Origin of the sequence: Bacillus nitratireducens (genome assembly GCF_001884135.1) — a bacterium.
GTDB lineage: Bacteria > Bacillota > Bacilli > Bacillales > Bacillaceae_G > Bacillus_A > Bacillus_A nitratireducens.
Map to the genome: position 1 here is coordinate 384,158 of NZ_MAOC01000091.1, position 20,626 is coordinate 404,783.

At 36.1% G+C, this 20,626-nt stretch carries 23 protein-coding genes; 8 read left to right on the top strand and 15 right to left on the bottom strand.

The window, feature by feature from the left end:
* The first annotated feature begins 62 nt into the window (after positions 1-62).
* Positions 63-1,355 carry a glycoside hydrolase family 18 protein gene (locus BAU23_RS26775; RefSeq protein ID WP_000614834.1) on the top strand — a complete coding sequence of 431 codons (1,293 nt, stop codon included), beginning with the start codon at positions 63-65 and terminating at the stop codon, positions 1,353-1,355.
* An 87-nt stretch (positions 1,356-1,442) separates the two neighbouring features.
* Here BAU23_RS26775 and sspN read toward each other — a convergent pair whose 3' ends face one another.
* From sspN to BAU23_RS26795, 4 genes are all read right to left on the bottom strand, one after another.
* Positions 1,443-1,577, bottom strand: coding sequence for an acid-soluble spore protein SspN (gene sspN / locus BAU23_RS26780; RefSeq protein ID WP_000527988.1), 135 nt, complete (start codon positions 1,575-1,577; stop codon positions 1,443-1,445).
* 43 nt (positions 1,578-1,620) lie between these two features.
* A complete protein-coding gene (locus BAU23_RS26785) occupies positions 1,621-1,764 on the bottom strand; it encodes an FbpB family small basic protein (protein WP_001254700.1) in 144 nt (47 codons plus the stop codon).
* Positions 1,765-1,904: 140 nt separating this feature from the next.
* On the bottom strand, positions 1,905-2,852 hold the full coding sequence (locus BAU23_RS26790; RefSeq protein ID WP_000528747.1) for a 3'-5' exonuclease: 948 nt from the start codon (positions 2,850-2,852) through the stop codon (positions 1,905-1,907).
* A gap of 114 nt (positions 2,853-2,966) precedes the next feature.
* The gene (locus BAU23_RS26795) at positions 2,967-3,542 is read right to left on the bottom strand and encodes a TlpA family protein disulfide reductase (RefSeq protein ID WP_071735550.1); all 576 of its coding nucleotides are present in this window, start codon (positions 3,540-3,542) and stop codon (positions 2,967-2,969) included.
* Positions 3,543-4,022: 480 nt separating this feature from the next.
* Between BAU23_RS26795 and BAU23_RS26805 the strand changes: the two genes are divergently transcribed.
* Both BAU23_RS26805 and BAU23_RS26810 read left to right on the top strand, forming a co-directional pair.
* Positions 4,023-4,238, top strand: coding sequence for a hypothetical protein (locus BAU23_RS26805; RefSeq protein ID WP_001047914.1), 216 nt, complete (start codon positions 4,023-4,025; stop codon positions 4,236-4,238).
* An 11-nt stretch (positions 4,239-4,249) separates the two neighbouring features.
* A complete protein-coding gene (locus tag BAU23_RS26810; protein ID WP_083583416.1) occupies positions 4,250-4,582 on the top strand; it encodes a YmzC family protein in 333 nt (110 codons plus the stop codon).
* A 22-nt stretch (positions 4,583-4,604) separates the two neighbouring features.
* Here BAU23_RS26810 and BAU23_RS26815 read toward each other — a convergent pair whose 3' ends face one another.
* Together BAU23_RS26815 and acnA are read right to left on the bottom strand one after the other, a co-directional pair.
* Positions 4,605-6,263, bottom strand: coding sequence for an ABC transporter ATP-binding protein (locus BAU23_RS26815; RefSeq protein WP_071735553.1), 1,659 nt, complete (start codon positions 6,261-6,263; stop codon positions 4,605-4,607).
* 114 nt (positions 6,264-6,377) lie between these two features.
* The gene (acnA, locus tag BAU23_RS26820) at positions 6,378-9,101 is read right to left on the bottom strand and encodes an aconitate hydratase AcnA (RefSeq protein WP_000238548.1); all 2,724 of its coding nucleotides are present in this window, start codon (positions 9,099-9,101) and stop codon (positions 6,378-6,380) included.
* A 289-nt stretch (positions 9,102-9,390) separates the two neighbouring features.
* Here acnA and sspO point away from each other — a divergent pair, with 289 nt between their 5' ends.
* The gene (gene sspO / locus BAU23_RS26825) at positions 9,391-9,540 is read left to right on the top strand and encodes an acid-soluble spore protein SspO (protein ID WP_000518053.1); all 150 of its coding nucleotides are present in this window, start codon (positions 9,391-9,393) and stop codon (positions 9,538-9,540) included.
* A gap of 37 nt (positions 9,541-9,577) precedes the next feature.
* On the opposite strand, the gene pdaB is transcribed toward sspO, so the two are convergent.
* Both pdaB and BAU23_RS26835 read right to left on the bottom strand, forming a co-directional pair.
* Positions 9,578-10,303 (bottom strand): polysaccharide deacetylase family sporulation protein PdaB, encoded by a 726-nt coding sequence (pdaB, locus tag BAU23_RS26830; RefSeq protein ID WP_000744280.1) that lies wholly within the window; start codon positions 10,301-10,303, stop codon positions 9,578-9,580.
* 46 nt (positions 10,304-10,349) lie between these two features.
* Positions 10,350-10,613: a hypothetical protein gene (locus tag BAU23_RS26835; RefSeq protein WP_001146298.1), complete on the bottom strand. Its 264-nt coding sequence runs from the start codon at positions 10,611-10,613 to the stop codon at positions 10,350-10,352.
* A 121-nt stretch (positions 10,614-10,734) separates the two neighbouring features.
* Between BAU23_RS26835 and BAU23_RS26840 the strand changes: the two genes are divergently transcribed.
* Entirely contained in the window at positions 10,735-10,857 is a 123-nt protein-coding gene (locus BAU23_RS26840) for a small acid-soluble spore protein P (RefSeq protein ID WP_000517651.1), read from the top strand.
* Between the two features lie 124 nt (positions 10,858-10,981).
* On the top strand, positions 10,982-11,362 hold the full coding sequence (locus BAU23_RS26845) for an Hsp20 family protein (RefSeq protein WP_000516751.1): 381 nt from the start codon (positions 10,982-10,984) through the stop codon (positions 11,360-11,362).
* Positions 11,363-11,412: 50 nt separating this feature from the next.
* Here the strand turns inward: BAU23_RS26845 and BAU23_RS26850 are convergent, their stop codons facing one another.
* Positions 11,413-12,651 (bottom strand): MDR family MFS transporter, encoded by a 1,239-nt coding sequence (locus BAU23_RS26850; protein ID WP_000676839.1) that lies wholly within the window; start codon positions 12,649-12,651, stop codon positions 11,413-11,415.
* Positions 12,652-12,716: 65 nt separating this feature from the next.
* A complete protein-coding gene (locus tag BAU23_RS26855; RefSeq protein WP_000119681.1) occupies positions 12,717-13,124 on the bottom strand; it encodes a hypothetical protein in 408 nt (135 codons plus the stop codon).
* A 134-nt stretch (positions 13,125-13,258) separates the two neighbouring features.
* Between BAU23_RS26855 and BAU23_RS26860 the strand changes: the two genes are divergently transcribed.
* The gene (locus BAU23_RS26860; protein WP_165615108.1) at positions 13,259-14,461 is read left to right on the top strand and encodes an alanyl-tRNA editing protein; all 1,203 of its coding nucleotides are present in this window, start codon (positions 13,259-13,261) and stop codon (positions 14,459-14,461) included.
* Positions 14,462-14,505: 44 nt separating this feature from the next.
* Here BAU23_RS26860 and BAU23_RS26865 read toward each other — a convergent pair whose 3' ends face one another.
* Positions 14,506-14,949 (bottom strand): NUDIX hydrolase, encoded by a 444-nt coding sequence (locus tag BAU23_RS26865; protein WP_000432579.1) that lies wholly within the window; start codon positions 14,947-14,949, stop codon positions 14,506-14,508.
* A 104-nt stretch (positions 14,950-15,053) separates the two neighbouring features.
* On the opposite strand from BAU23_RS26865, the gene BAU23_RS26870 reads away from it, so the two are divergent.
* Entirely contained in the window at positions 15,054-15,635 is a 582-nt protein-coding gene (locus tag BAU23_RS26870; RefSeq protein ID WP_071735557.1) for a DUF6434 domain-containing protein, read from the top strand.
* 8 nt (positions 15,636-15,643) lie between these two features.
* Here the strand turns inward: BAU23_RS26870 and BAU23_RS26875 are convergent, their stop codons facing one another.
* From BAU23_RS26875 to BAU23_RS26890, 4 genes are all read right to left on the bottom strand, one after another.
* The gene (locus BAU23_RS26875; RefSeq protein ID WP_001077976.1) at positions 15,644-16,735 is read right to left on the bottom strand and encodes an acetyl-CoA C-acyltransferase; all 1,092 of its coding nucleotides are present in this window, start codon (positions 16,733-16,735) and stop codon (positions 15,644-15,646) included.
* Positions 16,728-18,191 (bottom strand): acyl-CoA synthetase, encoded by a 1,464-nt coding sequence (locus BAU23_RS26880; protein ID WP_071735559.1) that lies wholly within the window; start codon positions 18,189-18,191, stop codon positions 16,728-16,730. The genes BAU23_RS26875 and BAU23_RS26880 overlap by 8 nt, the downstream gene beginning before the upstream one ends.
* Before the next feature lie 65 nt (positions 18,192-18,256).
* The gene (locus tag BAU23_RS26885) at positions 18,257-18,832 is read right to left on the bottom strand and encodes a biotin transporter BioY (protein WP_001093323.1); all 576 of its coding nucleotides are present in this window, start codon (positions 18,830-18,832) and stop codon (positions 18,257-18,259) included.
* Between the two features lie 123 nt (positions 18,833-18,955).
* Positions 18,956-20,569, bottom strand: coding sequence for a long-chain fatty acid--CoA ligase (locus tag BAU23_RS26890; protein WP_071735560.1), 1,614 nt, complete (start codon positions 20,567-20,569; stop codon positions 18,956-18,958).
* Positions 20,570-20,626: the final 57 nt, after the last annotated feature.

The following is a 20,626-nucleotide window of genomic DNA, read 5'->3' on the forward strand; positions in this document are numbered from 1 at the left end:
TAATACAGTGGAATCAAAAATAAAATAAAAACAGTGAATCTTTTACCGAAAGGGGCAAGCACATGATCCAAATTGTAACTGTTCGTAGCGGTGATAGTGTTTATGGTTTAGCATCAAAGTATGGTTCTACACCTGAAGAAATTGTAAAAGACAATGGACTAAATCCAGCTGAAACACTCGTTGTTGGTCAGGCACTTATCGTTAATACAAAAGGGAATAATTATTATGTACAGCCTGGTGACAGCTTATATCGAATTTCTCAAACGTATAACGTTCCTCTCGCTAGCTTAGCTAAAGTTAATAATCTTTCATTAAAATCTATTCTCCACGTCGGACAACAATTATATATACCAAAAGGTACAAAACGAGCAGTAGAATCCATCGCTTATTTACAGCCTTCAACAATACCGATAAAAGAAAGTTTAGTAAGTGCCACACGTGCTATTAATCCATTTTTAACATATTTAGCCTACTTCAGCTTTGAAGCAAAAAGAGACGGCACTTTAAAAGAACCAACGGAAACAGCGAAAATCGCTAATATTGCAACACAAGGTAAAACTATCCCTATGCTCGTTATTACAAATATTGAAAATGGAAATTTCAGTGCCGATCTAACCTCGGTTATTTTACGCGATGCAACAATTCAAAACAAGTTTATTACTAACATTTTGCAAACAGCTGAAAAATATGGCATGCGAGACATTCATTTCGATTTCGAGAGTGTGGCACCTGAAGATCGCGAAGCGTATAATCGTTTTTTACGAAATGTGAAAACACGCTTACCTAGCGGGTACACATTAAGTACAACGCTTGTACCGAAAACAAGTTCCAATCAAAAAGGGAAATTTTTTGAGGCTCACGATTATAAAGCACAAGGACAAATTGTTGATTTCGTCGTCATTATGACATACGACTGGGGTTGGCAAGGTGGGCCACCGATGGCGATTTCTCCTATTGGTCCTGTGAAAGAAGTGCTTCAATATGCAAAATCTCAAATGCCTCCACAAAAAATTATGATGGGGCAAAATTTATATGGATTTGATTGGAAACTTCCGTTCAAACAAGGGAATCCACCCGCAAAAGCAGTTAGCTCTGTCGCAGCTGTTGCACTTGCTCGTAAATACAATGTTCCTATCCGCTATGATTTCACAGCCCAAGCTCCACATTTTAATTACTTTGATGAAAACGGCGTACAACACGAAGTTTGGTTTGAAGATTCGAGGTCTATTCAAAGTAAATTCAATTTAATGAAAGAACAAGGCATAGGCGGCATTAGCTATTGGAAGATTGGTCTACCATTCCCACAAAATTGGCGTTTACTCGTTGAAAACTTCACAATCACGAAAAAGGGCTGACATAAGTCAGCCCTTTTTTTCATATTGCTGTTGAAAATACACCTTTAATTCTCTCACAAAAAAGAAGAATGATAATATCCTTCTTTTCTAACCGTTATCTACAATTGGTTGTTTGCCAGTTTGGTCTTGCATTTGCTTCCCTTTATTGCCACCAGCTTTTTTCGATTGTGTTCCAATTTGATTTGGTGCAAAGTCTTTTGAATTCTTTTTCGGATTACCCATTACTATCGCCTCCTTAACACTAGTATCGTACTAGTGTTAAGAATTATTCAGCCTGCTTAAAAAGTCTCATTTCATAACGTTTTTCAATACGTTCTTCAATTCGATCGATTGCATCACGATCGCTTAATAATTGTTGTTTATTTTCATTTACAAGTTCTTCAAACGATTTGCGGCGACTTCTTCTCATGCTGTTCACCCTCTCTCCTTCACTTTCTTACTACATAGTATGAGCAAACGAAAAACTCTTTAATCAGATTTGCAAGAAAATTTTATGTTTTAATACTCCTAAAAAAACTCCGTGCACAATATTTTGCACACGGAGTTTTTTTATACCATAACATTTAAATACTCTTTCAATTTTTCATCTGCATTCTTTTCATTTTCTTTATAATCATGAAGCGCCTGTAATACAAAATCATACTGTTCTAAAATATAACTTTCTAATTTCAAGACATCCTCTAAGCTATTAAGCATAATTCGCGTAGTACCAACTTCACTTTTTAACGCCGGTTCACATATTAAGCTCGTACATATTCCCTTTACATCATCTTCTAATATCTCTGTTAATACGTATTTCTTTCGCCCTTTTACCTTTAATCTCATAACTGGATAAAAAGCTTTTACATCTAGATAACTACCTACGTTCATACAACGTAGCCATTCTACATTTCGTTTATTGCGTACAAGTATTTCTCTTACCGCTTCGTATACTACGGTTTCATCAAGTACTTCCTTATTTACTTTTCGCTTCCCTTCTTCTTCAATAGCTGCACAATTTTGATAAACAGCAGCACACGTAATACAGTCATCAAATGCATTATGAGAACTTAGACGAATTCCAAGCATTCGCTTTAACGTTTCAAGTTTATGATTAGGCGCGTGCTTCATATATTTCTTTGCTAAAAATACAGTATCAATTACTTTATTTTTAGGTTCAGGCAGCCCAAGCATATTTACATTACTTTTCAAAAAACGCATATCAAAAGACGCATTATGAGCGACAATAACATTTGTATGTAAAAATGCTAAAAAGAAAGGTAACACTTCTTCAATCGTCGGTGCATCCGAAACGCGATAATTTGTAATACCTGTCAAACTCGTTATCCGGTTCGGAATTGGACGCTCTGGATTCACATACGAAACAAACTGATCTACTAGTTCATGATTATGATATTTCACTGCTGCAACTTGAATAATTTTATCATTATAAGGGTTAAACCCTGTTGTTTCAAAATCAATTACAACATAATCTAACGGTAAGGATACATTCCCCACTCTATACACCCCTTTATCTCTAAACGTTTATATTTCTTTTATCATAACATGGTGCTATCACTACGTGAAAAAGAAAAGGCAGAAATGGCAACTTCCACCTCTACCTTTTCACCGTTATTTTAATTTAGCAACCCGTTTCTCCATCTCTTTTTGCGTCATCGGTCCAATAAACTTATCCTGAATAACACCTTTCGTATCTATAAAATACGAAGTTGGAATCGTAATTACTTTATACGCTGTTGTCACATCAATGTTCTTGTCCAATAAAATAGGAAAAGTAATCCCTTTTTCTTTAGCGAAATTTCTTACTTTTTCTTCTCCCCCTCCTTTTTCTGAAGGCGTATAATTTATTGCTAAAATTTCTACATTATCTTTATGTTCTTTATAGAAAGCCTCCATATCAGGCATTTCTTGCTGACAAGGTCCACACCACGTTGCCCAAAAGTTTAAAATAACTTTCTTCCCTTTTAAATCCGATAACTTTACCTTCGCTCCATCTAACTTTGTTAATTCAAAGTCTGGTGCACTCTTTCCTATTTCAATACCGTTCCTTGCGATCATCTCTTTCATAGCAGCTTCACTTTTTGCTGGCCTTTCTTGTACCACTTGATCCTTTTTACCAAACTGATCATAAGCTGCATATCCCGCTAAACAAAGTAACACTACAATAATCGTAAGCTTCCGCCACATTTTATATCACCCTAACGTGTTTATCTTCTTATAACATAATCACCAAAATACTATATACCTTATTTTAGCTTATACGGACAAGCTTGGAAATATTCATATTCTAAATAGTTAGAATATTTTTAGTTAAGATGAAATATTTACCTTTTTATCATATAATTAGAAATAAATACAAAACCTGCGAGGTGATATGTATTTTACAATTACTTATCAACCCTTTTACTTTTATTTTCTTCACTTTACCATTACTATGTATTTGTTTTAGCGGCTTGCTATACAAATTCAAATGGGCTGCTATTATTATTTCTTTTACTGTTCCACTTATTTTTTTCATCATCGTCTCGGGATTTGATATACACCTAACTTTACAAAACTTAGACGCTTGGATTGTTTATAGTGCTGTTTATTCTGTACTTTCCTACATAACAGCAGCACTAATACGAAGAAAACTACACAGATAGAACTTTCAAAAAGGGGGATTTTATGAATTTATTCGAAAAAATACTTTTATATATTCTTAGTTTTATATTTTCCCCAATCGGGATTATCACTTGGATCATCTCGCTCTTCAGTAAAAATCCTGAAAAAAAGCAAGTTGGGCGTATTTGTCTCCTTATCGCTTTAATCTCATTTATCCTTTTAGCCGGTCTCGGTATTCTTAGTTTCTTCACGATGACTACCACCACTACTATACAATAGTTATAGAAAGGATGATTATTTTGGGAGAACATCCTATAAGTAAAGAACTTCGCTATATACGAATATGTTTAGTTGTTTTAGTAATCGTTCTTTTATTTTTCAACGGTGAAAGAGTTGTTGAAATTTCTACAAATCATGATGCCGTAGAAAATGTTTCAACCAGTAATATGACACAGATCGCTGAAAATACATTTGCTATTCAAGAATATAATCCATCACTAAGTAGCGAACATACGGTCAAAATTTTCAAATATAATCCGGATACAAATCAACCTACTCTAGTCAAAGAGTTTAGCACTAACGATACTGAGTCTTATACGTATCAACTTAATAAGAGTGAATAAAGATAAGAGCACTATATAGCTCTTATCTTTTTATTAGCATCTCTTTAAACAATGACTTACACGTTAATAATTCTCTAGGATCCCCGCATTCCACAACAATTCCATTCTTCATGACCACAACTCGATCTGCTATCATCGCCCTCTCGACATCATGTGTGGTCACAATTCTCGTTACATTCCCTCCTAACCCTTTCAGCATATTCCAAACCACTCCTTGATTACTCAGATCTAATCCCGCAGTCGGTTCATCTAAAACAATGAGATTCGGATTTGATACAATCGCTCGCAATAACGCCAGACGTTTTCTCTCTCCTCCCGAAAACTCTTCACCGCTTTTATGTAGTACAGTTTGAATCCCTTCAGGTAAACCCCTAATAATCGGCTTCACATTTACAAGCTCAATATTTTTTGCTAACTGGTTTTTTAAATACTCTTCCCCGAAATACATATTCTCTTTTACTGTCGTCCGAAAGAAACGAGGTTCTTGCCACACTGTAGTCATACGAGACCCATTACCATAATAAACAATGCTACCGTTAGATGGTTTATACAAACCCGTTATTAATTTTAAAAGCGTTGTTTTTCCTGCACCACTTTCTCCTACAATAATGACGAGTTCACCAGGATTAATTTGCAAATGAATATTTTTAATTCTACATCTCTCTTCGCCGTTCTCTTGAAATGAAACATTTGTTAATCTCACTCCCATCGCTTTTTCTACATTTCTGTCGTCAGCTCCTATATTTAAAAAGCAAAAAACTCGATTTGCCGAAGCAATAGCAACTTGTGTCATCATCAATAAATCACTTGCATAACGAACAGGAAAAAATAACATCTCAATTGTAGCTAATACCGCCACAAGCGAACCGACTTCCATTTCCCCCTTCATTATTTTTTGTGCACCTATAATAAGAACGACTACATATGCGCCTGTTTCTATTACCGTTCCAACTATCCCAATACAATGTTGTAACATCGTCTTCTTTACTTCTGTTTTATAAGCTGTTACTGTAACTCCTTTAAATAAACCAATTGCCCAGCTCTCTTTTTGTAAACTACGCAAATCTTGTATACCTTTTACAAACTGTGACATCATCTCTACAACACTTGATTGATTTTTTTGAGCAATCCCCGCAATATTCCTTACCTTTTTTCCCATAAGCATCGGAACAATTGCACTGAAAAATAAAAACGGAGTTACCCACCATATGAACTGTATATCTATATGTTGTAGTGCTATGAGCGCACCAATAAATTGCGCAAGTGCATGAATATATTCGATTAATATAGATCCATATAACCTTATCCAGTTCGGGATATCAGAAACGACTAATGTTTCTAGCTCTCCTTGTTTTACCTTCTCGCTTTCTTCAAAGGGTAATGAAAAAAAGTGACGTAATAAGTCTATACGCTTCTTTTGTAATATACGTTGACTCGCTTTTGCACTTATATAACCAAACACAAGTGCATTCGTCCACATCATAAATCTACTCCCCACAAACAATGCAATGTACATATATGCATCTTTTAACTCCCTCTGAATAAGATTATCAACAATTAATCCCATTAAAAGTGGTCTAGATAAATTTAAAATGGCAGCAATTATTCCACTACATATGGCTGCTACTACTAATATTTTCTCTTGTCGTAACGGTAACAATATTCTTTTATACTCTTTCATGACGTTCCCTCCATTTTTAGTAAAAAGAAAGGGATGAAACCAATTGGTTTCATCCCTTTCCATAAAATAAGGAAGCTAACATACGTTAGCTTCCTTATCATTCATTTCAATTATTTAGTTTGACACTTTTGACTCTTCAATTTTCTCACGAAGAACCATTTGCAGGATACCACCGTGACGGTAGTAATCAATTTCAACTTCACTATCGAAACGAGCCACTACTTCGAATTGTTTTTCTTTGCCTTCTGCATCGATTGCAACTACTTTTACAAGATCGCGTGGTCTAACCGTTTTGTCAATTTGAATTTCAAATGACTCGTCACCAACAAGACCTAATGTTTCAGCGCTATCGCCATCTTTAAATTGTAATGGTAATACACCCATTAATACTAAGTTACTGCGGTGAATACGCTCGAAGCTTTCTGCGATTACTGCTTTAATACCTAATAAGTTTGTACCTTTTGCAGCCCAGTCACGAGAACTTCCCATACCGTAGTCTTTACCAGCAACAACTAGAAGGCCTGTGCCATCTTCTTTATATTTCATAGCAGCATCATAGATAGATGTTACTTCACCAGTTGGCCAATATGTTGTATATCCGCCTTCTGTTCCTGGTGCGATTTGGTTTTTAATACGAATGTTTGCGAATGTACCACGCATCATAACTTCATGGTTACCACGACGAGAACCGTAAGAGTTAAAGTCAACTGGTTGTACGCCGTTTTCTAATAAGTAGCGTCCTGCTGGTGTATGCTTACCGATTGAACCTGCTGGTGAGATGTGGTCTGTCGTTACAGAGTCACCAAATTTACCAACTATGCGTAAACCTGATAATGTTTCAACTTCACCTGGCTCTTTAGATAAACCTTCAAAGAATGGTGGGTTTTGAATGTATGTTGAGTCATTATCCCAAGTATATAAAGCTTCATTTGAAGTTTGGATTTCATTCCAACGCTCATTGCTGTTAAATACTTGCGCATATTCTTTCTTGAACAGTTCAGATGTAACAACATTTTGAACTACGTCTTCAATTTCTTTAGCTGATGGCCAAATATCGTTGAAGTAAACAGCATTGCCATTTGCATCTTTACCGATTTCATCATTTTTCAGGTCAATATCAACAGTACCTGCAAGTGCATATGCCACAACAAGCGGTGGTGATGCTAAGTAGTTCGCTTTTACAAGCGGGTGAATACGACCTTCAAAGTTACGGTTACCAGATAAAACAGATGTTACTAATAAATCGTTTGCTGCGATCGCTTCTTCTAATTCATCTGCTAATGGACCAGAATTACCGATACAAGTCGTACAGCCGTAACCAACTGTTTGGAAACCTAATTGATCTAAATATGTTGTTAACCCAGACTTATCTAAGTACTCTGTAACAACTTTAGATCCTGGTGCTAATGATGTTTTTACGTAATCAGGTACTTCAAGTCCTTTTTCAATTGCTTTCTTCGCAACTAGACCTGCCCCAATTAATACGTATGGGTTTGATGTATTTGTACAGCTTGTAATTGCAGCGATTGCAATTGCACCTGTCTTCATCGTTACTTCTTTATCTTTTAATGTAACCTTCACTTCTTTATCGAACTCTTGCTCATTAAATCCAAGTCCTTGTGTTCCAACTGGTGCTACAACAGCTTTGTGGAACGCATCTTTCATATCTGAAAGTGGAACTAAATCTTGTGGGCGTTTCGGTCCAGAAAGGTTAGATTCGATTGTATTTAAATCAATTTCAACAAGATCAGTGTAAATTGGATCTTTACTGCCTGCTGTATAGAATAAACCGTTCGCTTTACAGTATTCTTCAACAACGCGAATTTGCTCTTCATCTCTACCTGTTAAACGTAAGTATTCTAATGAAATGTCGTCGATTGGGAAGAATCCACAAGTTGCGCCGTATTCTGGTGCCATATTTGAAATTGTTGCACGGTCAGCTAATGGCATGCTCTGTAGTCCATTACCGAAGAACTCAACGAATTTACCAACTACACCTTTTTGACGTAACACTTGCGTTACTTTTAATGCAACGTCTGTTGCTGTAGTACCACTTGGAAGTGTACCAGTTAATTTCACACCGATTACTTCAGGTACTGGGAAGTATGAAGGCTGTCCAAGCATTCCTGCCTCTGCTTCAATACCACCAACGCCCCATCCAAGAACACCGATACCGTTAATCATTGTTGTATGCGAGTCTGTTCCAACTAATGAATCCGGGTATGCAACTAAGTCACCTTCAGCATTTTTCACAGCGTGAACAACTGGTGCTAAATACTCAAGGTTTACTTGGTGTACGATACCTGTTGCTGGCGGAACTGCACGATAGTTATCAAATGATTTTTGTGCCCAGCTTAAAAATTTATAACGTTCTTCATTACGTTTAAACTCTAAATCCATGTTGAATGCAAGCGAGTCTGCCGTACCCGCTCTATCAACCTGTACAGAGTGGTCAATTACAAGGTCTACAGTAATTTCAGGATTAATTTTGTCAGGATCCCCACCCATGTCTGCCATTGCTTTACGAAGCGAAGCCAAATCTACAACAGCTGGAACACCTGTGAAGTCTTGTAAAATTACACGAGATGGTTTAAATGGAACATCGATATCTTGAACATCTTTCGTTCCCCATTTCGCTAAATTTGTAACATGTTCTTCCGTAATTACGCGTCCATCTACTTGACGAAGTACAGATTCAAGTAAAACTTTCACGGAATATGGTAATTGAGATACGTTGCCAACCCCTGCGTTTTCAAGCGCTTTCAATGCATAATAATGATACGTCTTTCCATCTAGTTCAAAAGTTGCACGTGATTGAAATGGATTATGTTTGACCATTATGTTTCCCCCCTGTTAAACGTGACTAAGTTGTCTGAATATAAAATGTAGACAAACTTTTCAATACCTTACGATAATATCTTATTACAACTTTCTAAATAAGTAAATAATAAGAAACTTATGGATTACCATAAGTTTTCTTTATCTTTCTAAATTTGAATAGTGTCCATGCTCTTTATGAATACTATTACCATAAAGTAAAGCGCTCTTTCAGCGTTTTACTTTACGTTCATATATGCTATGAACAACTCATGGTTCGTCTATAAAAAAACATTATAGAGGTGAAAAAATGGGTAAGAGAAAAGCCAATCATACTATTTCAGGAATGAATGCTGCATCCGCACAAGGACAAGGAGCTGGTTATAACGAAGAGTTCGCAAATGAACCTTTAACACCAGCAGAACGACAAAACAATAAGAAAAGAAAAAAGAATCAGTAACGAAAAATCCCAAAAGGTATACCTTTTGGGATTTTTTCTAATGTTTATAACGTAACAACTCCGAAACTGTTACAAATCGATAACCCTGCTTTTTCAGCTCAGGTAAAATTTTTGCTAACGCCGCCACTGTTTGACTACGATCACTTCCCCCATCGTGTAACAGTACAATATCTCCACTTTTAGCATTTTTCACAACATGATTTACAATGGATTCAGTACCTGGATTCGCCCAATCACGAGGGTCTTGATGCCATGACCATAGAACAATTTGATACCCAGCTTTTTTTGCCGTAGTAAATACAGCATCGTTAATATATCCACCTGGTGGACGGAACAATAACGGTTCTTTCGCCCATCTTTCAAAATATTTCTTTCCATTTAAAATATCATTTTCTAATTTTTCATCTGATGAATTACTCGCATACAAATGATTCATCGTATGATTTCCAATTTCATGTCCTTCTTTCAACACTTGTTTTACTAAATATGGATTACGCTGCACTCGAAATCCAATCATAAAAAAAGTTGCTTCCGCCTTATATTGATGTAATAAATCTAGAATTTGCGGCGTGTATGTTGGATCTGGACCATCATCAAATGTGATTGCAATAACCTTTTCATTATTTGGCACTTCCCACGTTACATAGCCAGTTGGCTCTAACTCTTTTCGTAACAACATTTTAGCTTCCACTTTATCCACTTGAAATATATGTACTGCACAAATTAAAGAAAAAATTAGTAGTATAATTTTTTGTTTCTTCATATTAGCTCTAAAAGTTTTGAGGTTGTTGAATTCACAACAACCTCATTTACTTTTCTAATTGATCTACATTTCGCATAATATTTTGGAGATTATTTTCGTATTGCTCAAGTTGTGGACGTTGTGTTTCCGAAGCTACTTCTAGCGCATTTTGAATCTGTTCATACGCTTCCTGGACCTCCTGGCGTAACTCTTTTAAATCATGACCGTAGTTTGGATCATTTTTCACAATGTTATTGAATATATTTTCTGCTTGTGTAACTCCTTGCTGTGCAGCTTGAAAAGCTTGTTGTTTATCTTTATGATATGGCATTATATGATCCCCTTTCTGTAATAGTTAGTCCCATTTATCTTTACCCTTTTTTCTAAAAACATTCTCGTATAAATTCGCAAACTTCTCTCATTCTAAATAGGAAGAGGAGGTGTTATATACAATGGGCAAAAACAATCGTGAATCGAAAGAAAAAAAAGGACAACCTGAACCATTAAGCGGATCTCATAAGGTAAAAAACCGTAATCATTCTCGTCAAAAAAATCATGCGCATCATGATATGTAAAACAAAACATTCACACTAGCTACCTTTGCCACATACAATGTTTATATTTTTCCATTTATTCTTCACCCCTGGTTCATTCATGCATAACATAGTATGAATTGAGATTTTACGGAGGGTGTCTTACATGGGCAAGAAAAAGAAGGATTGTCTTTTTCATGTTGATGGTTTCGAAGAATGGATGGAACAATTTTGTTCTGATTCTTGTAGTAATTTTAGTTTTCCAAATCAAATTCATATTGACCTTTGTGAAACAGAACAAGAATACATTTTGGAAACAGATGTACCAAATGTGACCGAACAAAATGTACTCATTAAAAAGATGGAGACAGGCCTAAACATATGCATACTTCATAAAAATACTTCTTTACAGCGGACCATTCCTTTACCCGCTAATATTATTTATAAGAAGATGCTGGCCTGCTTAGAGAATGGATTTTTGGCCATTCATATTTCCAAAAACGAAGTTGCCGATAAGCATGAAAAGAAGGTTCTTTTTTCAAATTGAGAGTTAATATAAATACAAAAATAAGCCCCAGTAACTTGCTGGGGCTTATTTTATTTCGCATGCATTTCTATATTAGAATTTCTATCATATCTTTTTTTCAATAAGCCTTTTGTAACTAAAAGTACAGGAAATGCTACAGTTGAAAATATAGCTAGCGCTAAAAATACTACAAATCCATTTTGATACCCGTAATAATCGAGAAGTACTCCCCCAAACCAAGGACCAATTACTCCTCCAATTCCTGAAAAGCCCATCGCTCCGAAGTATGTTCCTTTCAGATTGGAATCAGCGATCTCATCAATAAATACATCTGTCATTGAGAACATTAAAACTTCTCCAAATGTAAAAATAATTGTACAAATAGCTGCCCCTAACATGGATTCTACTAGTCCAAATCCAAACAATCCCCCGCTCACAAATAACGTTCCAACCATAATAGACGCTAATGGCGTATACTTTTTACACATTTGAATAACAGGGTATTGAATAACTACTACCGTAATTGCATTTAAAGCTAGCATATATGAGAACAACTTTACTCCATCCTGAAATATATGTGCATTTGCAAAGTATTGAGATACTGTCGTCGTTAAATGCGAAAAGCCACAATTACTCAAAATAATACCGACTAAAGCAACTAAAAATACTACATCCTTTCGCAAAATACGAATTGCATTTAACATTGTAACAGGCTTTTCTTTATTTATTTTCTTTCGTTCCAGTGGATACTTCTTAAATTGGAACGCCAATATAGCTGTATATAAAATGTATACTCCAGCTGCTACTAAAAAAGGAATTGTTGATTTTGCGCTTCCAATCTGTAATCCGACAAGTGGACCAATCGCCACCCCAACATTTATTGCACCATAACGCAAATTATATACGAGTAAACGATACTCTGGTTTCGTTAAATCTGATAATAAGGCTCTTGAAGTCGGTTCAAAAAAGGCCCTACATAATCCATTCAAAGCATTTAATATAAAGAAACTTAAAACATGATCTGCAACTGAAAAACCTATAAATACAAACACCCAAACGATCATGGACCATATTATAATCATCTTTCGGCCGAATCGATCCGATAAATTCCCTCCGATAAAACTAGCAAAAACTCCAACAAGTGCACTCATTCCGATAATAGCACCCGTCATTCCAGCTGATACCCCTTTAACAGTCGTTAAATAAATTGCTAAAAAAGGAATACTCATTGAAGTGGCGAACCTCGCAAATAAAGTCCCTATTATAATTGTCATTCCAAGCGGATGAATCTGTTGTAACTTCCCCTTCATCTCTAACCTACTCTCCCTTTTCCTACAAAAAAAAGAAAGCAAAGGATCTGCTTTCTTTTCCCTTTTTATACTTGAGATGTTTGTACCCGAGCTGTTCTCGTTATGTCCATATCAATTCCATATGTAAACTGTAATTCCTTACAAACATCTTTAATTAAAATCGCGACATTATACGTTTCATTAAATTGTAAAACTATGCTTTCTACTTCTTCGTATGTATACTTATATTCTCCTGTAATGACACTTTTTAAATCAAAGCATTCATTAATACAAAGTTGTACAAGTAGTTGGTCATATTTTTCTAGTACATCTTCTTTCTTCCAAAGTAACTCCTTTACATATAACCGATCAAATTTCACACTTTCTCGGTTACAGTCCGTTAAAATCCGGGTCATTTCATTTAGTTCTCGATATAATTCAGAAATATTTCTGCTTAAACTAAGCAGTTTATCTACGCCGTTTTCATATGACATATTTATTCCACCCCCGCATTTTCTTCTTATTATAGCAAGAAAATTCTAAAAATAGTTTCTTTCTTCTGAAATATTAGGAAACTAATTTCAATTGCTTTACAATGAAACTAGCTAACACGAAAGGGGAAAGAAAATTGGAGCAAAAATTATATTACATCGACGCTTATAAGAAAGACTTTACTACTAAAGTTATAAAGCAAGATTATAATGCAGAAGGAAACTTATATGTTGTCTTAAATGAAACTGCATTTTATCCAACAGGCGGCGGACAACCACACGACACTGGAACTTTAAATGGTATTCCGGTAAGTAACGTTGAAGAAGTAGATGGAGAAATTCGACATTTCATAGTAGAACAATTACATACAGAAGAAGTAGAGGGTAAAATAGATTGGGAGCGCCGTTTTGATCATATGCAGCAACATACAGCTCAGCACATTTTATCTGCTGCTTTTTGGGATCATTTTAACATACCAACTATTGGGTTCCACCTCGGAAAAGAAACGATAACAATTGATTTAGAAACGGAAAATTTGCATGCAGAAACAATTGAAAAGGCAGTGCAAATTGCCAACAAAATTGTTTTTGAAAACCATCCGATCCGTATAGAGTGGATGAACTTAGAAGAAGCGAAAACATTACCTCTTCGCAAAGAACCGACTATGACAGAAAATATACGCGTTGTTATAATCGAAAACTTTGATTATAACGGCTGTGGCGGAACACATCCGAAACATACAGGTGAAGTAGGGCCTATTCAAGTACTAGGATGGGAGCGCAATAAAGGTGGTATACGCTTAACGTTTATCGCTGGCTGGCGCACACTAAAATTAATGGGACAACAACAACAAATTATGAAAGATGTTTCTAAACAATTAAACAGTAGCGAAGCTGATATTCCAGCAAAAGTATCCCAACTTCTTACATCCCAAAAAGAAAACGAAAAAGCACTGCAAACAATGAATGAAAAATTATTATTTGCAGAGGCAAATGAACTGCTGCAACAGCCCGCAAAAATACACGGTGGAATACTTATTTCTAAAGTATTTACAAATCGTTCTATGCAAGAAATCGCAAAACTTTCTGCTATTATTACAGAACAACAAGAACATGCAATTACATATTTCGTCATTGAAAATGATGACAAACTACAATGCATCCTCGCTTGTGGAAAAACAGTCACACTCGATATGAACACACTTTTAAAAGATGCCCTTCCTGCAATTGAAGGAAAAGGTGGCGGAAATAAAAAGAGTGCTCGCGGCGGCGGAAAAGCGGTTATGACTGGGGACGAGTTTTTAAATCAACTTGTTTCTTCTTTACAGTCAGCGGTGTAAAATATTTTTGCGAAGGATAGCTAATAGCTATCCTTCATCTCTATTTACAGGCCTATATTTTGTTTCACCCCTTGATAACTCCCTGCATTTGCAAAACCGTCACTTATAAGAGCTATAAAAGTTTGCGAAAAACCATACTGACTTAAATCTTTAATCGGCACCATTTGCACATCTTGAATTGGATTATGATCAAACTCATTAGAAGGTAGCGTAATTTCACCTTCAATCCTTTCAAGCAAAAACGTAATATGCAATAAAGATGGGCTAGCATCCGGTTTATCACAAACATAGAGTAGCTTCTTAATTTTAACTTCTAACCCTGTTTCTTCTCTCATTTCTCGAATCATCGCTTCTTCTAACGTTTCACCATTCTCTACCCTTCCTCCGGGTAAAGACCAATTCCGATTAGCCACTTTTTGCTGTACTAGCAATACTTTTTCATCTTCAATTAAAATTCCAGTAACACGAACTTGCATTACATTTTCCATATGTAATCTCCTCTTCCCATTATATTTACAAATTAATTCTTCCACTAAAAGAACGTACGTTTTATAATTAAAGAAAATTATGGAAGAAAGTAGTTGTTACATTCATGCGTCCACCTTTAACAAAGTCTATATCACTTGAAGATTTCCAAAACTATTATTGGTTAAAAGCAGAACTCCAAACATTTTGTCGTGAGCACGGTTTGCCAGCTAGTGGCTCTAAGATTGAAATAACCGAGCGTATCTCACATTATTTAAATACTGGTAAAATATTAAAAAACAGCTCTGGTCAAAAGGTGTGTAAAGCTTCCCTCTCTTATAAAGACCTTTCTCTTCAAACAATTATTACTAACAATCACCGCTGTAGCGAAGATATTCGTGCCTTTTTCAAAGAAAAAATCGGAGCAAACTTCCGCTTTACAATAGCTCTTCAAAAGTTTTTTAAAGAGAATGTCGGAAAAACATATGAAGACGCGATAACGTTTTGGTATGAAGAAAACGAACGTAAAAAAGACCCATCCTATAAAACAACTATCGGCACACAATTTGAATACAATAGTTTTACTCGTGCTTTTTTCGAAGACCCATACAACAAAGGAAAATCAAAAGCTGATGCTATCGCTGCCTGGAATGAAATAAAAGCAAAACCTGGTAGCAATGTTTATGTTCCTCAAAAAGTAGAAAACTAATTATCTTGCTAGTCTTCTACTTTTTCAAATAATAGAGCAAGTCCAATTCCCCCACCAATTCCTAATGTCGCAACTCCATATTTCATATGCTCTCTTTTAGCCTGATAAAACAAGCGTGTTACAAGCATAGCTCCAGACGCACCGTACGGATGACCAAGTGCTATTGCACCACCATTTATATTTAACTTTTCATACGGAATTTGTAACTCCTTTGCACAAGCAACAACTTTTGAGGCGAATGCTTCATTTATTTCAAAGTAATCGATGTCTTCTATTTTTACATTCATTTCGTTTAATAATTTGTTCACCGCAAATATCGGGCCAGTCCCCGGAAAATTTGGATCTACTCCAACTACAGCACTACGAACGAAACGAAGAACAGGCTTGTATCCTAATTTTCGGGCTTGCTCCTCTTCCATTACAAGAACGGCACATGCTCCATCATTTACACCGCACGAATTACCTGCCGTTACTGTACCATTTTGTAAAAATGCGGGTTTTGTTCTTTTAATCATTCTTTCATAATTTATTTCTCGTTTTATAGCCTCGTCTAAAGATCCATTAAACGAAATTATTTCATCTTGTAAATATCCGTTCTCTAATGCTTGCAGTGTCCTTTTATAACTAAGACAAGCGTATTCGTCTTGCATTTCTCGCGTTATATTATAATGCTCTGCAACATATTCAGCCGCTAGTCCCATATCAGGATCACCAATTGTTTCAGGTGAAAATCGCGCTCTATTTTGAAAAGGTGATGTACTTGTACTCTCTACTCCTCCTGCAATATAACAATTACCCGCCTCACCTTGAATGAGATGACACGCGGTGCGGATGGCTTCCAATCCAGCACCGCATTGCCGATCAATCGTTACACCAGGTATATGATAACCGAGCCCTGCTTCTAAAGCAGATAATCTTGCAACGTTACCTCCTGGTCCAACGACATTTCCTAATATGACATCATCTATTTCTCTCTCAATTCCTTTGCTTAGGAACGTAAGAAGTGGTGCTGCTAATTGCTGAACTTCATAATCTTTCAACATCCCGTTTTTTTTACCAATAGGTGTTCTTTTCGCTTCTACAATAACCGCCCTATTCATATATCTTCTCCCTGTTTTCAATCATACTTTTTGCTTCGATACGAGCAATCTTCCCGCTATTTGTATAAGGTATTTCATCAACAAAGTGCCATTCTTTCGGTATTTTAAAAGATGATAATCGTTGTAAGCAAAAACTCTTTAATTGTTGCTTTGTAGCACTTCCTTTTACGATAGCGACAGGCTTTTCACCCCAATAACTATCTTTTATACCAACAACAACAATTTCTTCAACAGCTGGATGCGTATATAGCAAACTTTCTATCTCTTCTGGATAAATATTAATTCCTCCAAATAAAATCATGTTCTTCTCTCTACCAACAATATATATAAATCCTTCTCCATCTTGGTAGCCCATATCTTGTACTGTCATCCAACCATCTTTGGTCAATTGCGGGATAATAGCCCCATCCGATACATAACCCATAAAAAACTGATCACTTTTCACATACACAGTTCCTATCTCGCCTGTCCGTACTTTTTCTCCTGCTTCATTACATATTCGAACTTGTACATTATGACAAGTTTTCCCCACTGAAGTCGGCTTTCTTTCACTCTCTTCATCGACCAATGCCGTTACAAAGCTTAGCTCCGACGCACCATAAAATTCATATCTTTTTGCATAAGGAAACATATTCTTCATCTTTTCTTTCGCTTCAGCTTCCCATTTCGCTCCTGACGAAATAATTTTCATTTCACTTTCAATTACTTTATTTTCTTTATACAAAGACTCAAGCATTGTAGGGACTGTATACATTACAGAAATATTCTCTATCTTTATACTAGATAGCACTTGAACTGGTACAAATTTTCTCGTTATGTGTACCGTTTGTCCTAGAAATAATGCACTTATTGCCCCGTATAAGAAAAGAGAATGAACAAGCGTCCCAGCTATTAAAATAGAATCCTCCTTTTTCATATAAAAGTCATGTACATTACAATCAAAACTATGAACCCACGACTGTTGCGCACGTAAAAACGCTTTTGCTTTTCCAGTTGATCCTGATGTAAATCCCATATAAAAAGGAGCGTCTTGTACATGTTCTACAGAATGATATGTAGGAAGATAGTTCTCAATCATTTCTTTCCATTCTTCAATCTCAATAATCCTTCCTTCTTCGCAGGATATATCATTGAGCCTATACTGCTCCGCCACAATAACATCTGGTTTACTAATCACTAGTCTGTCTTTAAGCTCATCTCGTTTCCATTTTATATCTAGCGGCACACAAACCCACCCAGCCATAGCAGCACCAGCAAATATTTGTAAAAACTCAGCACAATTTTCTAATACAATTGCTACTGTTTTATTCTTCGATTCACTTTCATTCAACCAGTTTGCTACTTTACAAACTGACTCGTACCAATCTTTATATGTTAACACTCTATCATTTTCTTTAATCGCTATTTTATTCGGTTGTAAAAAGGCATAATTTTTGTATTCTTTTGTAATTCCCATATGAAATATCCTTTCTCTACAAAATAATAAAAAGAAACACGCAATGAACGTGTTTCTTCTCTTTCTTATCCCGCATTTGTATATTTTCTATTCTTTAAAGCGGGCGTAATAATGTGTTTCAATGAACGATGTAATTTTGTCACGAGAATTGCTGCTATGATTGCTTTTATGCAATCCCCTGGTAAGAACACAGCACTCACTTTCATCGTTTCCCATACGGAAACCCCCATTAAGAAAGCTTGTACAGTAATACCAAATACATAAACTACGAAAATACCACCAATTATATTAATACATAATACCTTTATAATAGAAACTTCACGTAAACGCTCAATTAAATAACCAATAACAAACGCTCCAACGATATAACCAAGTAAATATCCTGCACTTGGCCCAACAAATACACCTGGACCACCTCGTCCACCCGCAAGTAATGGTGCTCCAACTCCAACTATAAGTAAGAAAATAAGCTGACTTAATGCACCAAGACGTGAGCCTAACAACCCACCAGCAAGCATAACACCGAGTGATTGTAATGTAATCGGAACTGGTGTAATAGCAAGAGCAATTGGAGGTATTAACCCTAACACTCCCATAATAGAACTAAATAAAGCGACGAAAACTAAGTTTTTTGTATTCATATTTGCTTCTCCTATTTGTAAACTTAAAATAATTTTTAGGTAACATATTATAGGAGTTATATTATCTTTCCATTCGATTTTTGTCAACTGAAATTAAAAATAAGTTTACAAATAAAAATTCGGTTATTTCTCTTTATGCAAATGCTCAAGTTCTTTCCTAAGCGCCTGTTTTAAAAACTTCCCAACAGATGTTTTCGGAATTTCCTCCATAAATACAATATCGTCTGGTAACCACCACTTCGCAAACTGTGGTTTTAAAAATTCATATAGTTCTTCTTTTGTAACAGTACTATTTTTCTTTTGTACAACGCAGGCAACTGGACGCTCTTGCCACTGCGGGTGTGGAATTGCAACGACAGCCGCTTCAAATATAGCTTCATGTGCCATTAGAGCATTTTCAAGATCAACTGAGGAAATCCATTCTCCCCCGCTTTTAATAACATCCTTCGTACGATCAACAATCTTTACGCACCCTTCCTCATCAACCGTAACGACATCTCCTGTATATAACCAACCATCACGAAAACCTTCGACAGTACGCTCATCGTTATAATAGCTTGCAGCGATCCATGGCGCTCGTAAACATAGTTCTCCCATCTCCGTACCGTCCCACTTCACTTCACCACTTGTACCGACTACTTTCATCTCTACACCAGGGACAAGATATCCTTGCTTAGATCTTATCTCAAGTTGTTCTTCATACGCCAAATCTGTTTCATAGCTTTTTAGACGTGCAAGCGTTACGAGTGGACTCGTTTCAGTCATGCCATATGCATGGACGAAAGGAACATTATATTTTTGCTCAAACGCTTTAATAACGCTTTTCGGTGCAGCTGCGCCTCCGCATAGTAATCTCGTTATACTAGATAAATCATAACTATTATTTTCTAACTCTTGTAAAACACCAAGCCAAATTGTCGGCACACCCGCAGCTATCGTTACTTTTTCAGTTTGCATCATTTCTAATAAAATTTTCGGCGTAAACATCGGCCCCGGAAGAACTTGTTTTGCCCCAAACCAAGTAGCCGCAAAAGGAAGTCCCCAAGCGTTCACATGAAACATTGGCACAATAGCCATTGCTGCATCACTTTCCGATAAAGCTGTCGTATCCGCTAATCCGAGTGCCATACAGTGCAACACTGTACTACGATGTGTATAAACAACACCTTTTGGATTCCCTGTAGTCGCTGACGTATAACACATACCAGCAGGTGTATTTTCATCAATATCTTTAACAAATTGGAAATTTGGCTCGCCTTCTTCTAAAAGTTTCTCATAATGATATACAGGCTGAAGTGTAGTTTTTGGGAGCTCCTCTTTATCAGTCATAATAATATATGCTTGTACAGTCGATAATTCAGACTGGATATTCTCAATGAGTGGTACAAGATCTTCATCAATAAGTAAAATACGATCTTCTGCATGTTGAATAATGTATGAAATATGTTGAGGAGATAAACGAATATTAATTGTGTGTAATACGGAAGCAATACCTGGAATAGCAAAATATGCCTCCACATGTCGATGATGATTCCACGCTAACGTTCCTATGCGCTCGCCTTCTTTAATCCCAAGCTTTTTTAACGCACTTGAAAGTCTTCTTGTCCTTTCCCCTAGTTGCTTATACGTTAATGTCGTAACTGTATCATGTGTCCGTGAAATAATTTCTTTCTTTGGGAATAGTTTTTCTGCCCTTTCCATCATAGAACTAATTGTTAGAGGTACATTCATCATCATATTGTTTACATCCTCCCTTTAAAGCGTTTTCATTTCGTTCATTATAACAGACTTCTA